Source organism: Martelella radicis (genome assembly GCF_014196625.1).
Taxonomy (GTDB): Bacteria; Pseudomonadota; Alphaproteobacteria; order Rhizobiales; family Rhizobiaceae; genus Martelella; species Martelella radicis.
The window spans coordinates 1-1,099 of record NZ_JACIDZ010000041.1 but is presented as its reverse complement, the minus strand read 5'-3'; the positions used below and the strand labels follow the sequence as shown (position 1 = coordinate 1,099).

The window sequence follows — 1,099 nt, the reverse complement described above, 5'->3', positions numbered from 1 at the left end:
GAATTCGAGAAGCGCTCCAAGGACGTGAATTTCGAAGGCGTCGAGAAGGAAATCTACGGCCAGTTCGAAAACACCTTCATGATGTATCTGCCGCGCCTTTGCGAGCACTGTCTGAACCCGACCTGCGTCGCTGCCTGTCCCTCCGGCGCGATCTACAAGCGCGAGGATGACGGTATCGTCCTGATCGACCAGGAAAAGTGCCGCGGCTGGCGCATGTGCGTCTCCGGCTGCCCCTACAAGAAGATCTATTACAACTGGAATACCGGCAAATCGGAAAAGTGCATCTTCTGCTATCCGCGCATCGAGGCCGGTCAGCCGACGGTCTGCTCGGAAACCTGCGTCGGCCGTATCCGCTATCTCGGCGTCATTCTCTACGATGCCGACCGGATCTCGGAAGCCGCGTCGACGGCGAACGAGCAGGATCTCTATGAAGAACAGCTCAAGGTATTCCTCGATCCGAACGACCCGGCCGTCATCGAACAGGCCCGCAGGGACGGCGTGCCGGAAGACTGGCTGAAAGCGGCGAGGAATTCGCCGGTCTACAAGATGGCGATCGACTGGAAGGTGGCGTTTCCGCTGCACCCGGAATACCGCACGCTGCCGATGGTCTGGTATGTGCCGCCGCTCTCGCCGGTGCAGTCCGCCGCCGAAGCCGGCAAGCTCGGTCTCGATGGCGATATGCCGGACGTCAAGTCGTTGCGCATCCCGGTGCGCTACCTCGCCAATCTGCTGACGGCGGGCAAGGAGGAGCCGGTGGTGAATGCGCTGGAACGCATGCTCGCCATGCGCGCCTATATGCGTTCGAAAACCGTCGACGGCGTCGACGATAACGCGATTGCCGAACGCGTCGGCCTCACCGGCCAGATGATCGAGGACATGTACCACGTGATGGCGATTGCCAATTATGAGGACCGTTTCGTCATCCCGACCACGCACCGCGAGGTTTCCGAGGACGCTTACGATGTGCGCGGCTCCTGCGGTTTCTCCTTCGGCAATGGCTGCTCGGGCGGCAACAGCGACACCGAACTCTTCGGCGCCGGACGCCGCAAGGTGGTGCAGACGCCAACCGATATCTTCAAGGAGCAGGTCTGATGAACAT

At 60.8% G+C, this 1,099-nt stretch carries 1 protein-coding gene; it reads left to right on the top strand.

The window, feature by feature from the left end; translation table 11 throughout:
• A partial coding sequence (narH, locus tag GGR30_RS23210) for a nitrate reductase subunit beta (protein WP_183491659.1) occupies window positions 1-1,092 on the top strand: 1,092 nt, incomplete at its 5' end.
• Window positions 1,093-1,099 lie beyond the last annotated feature (7 nt).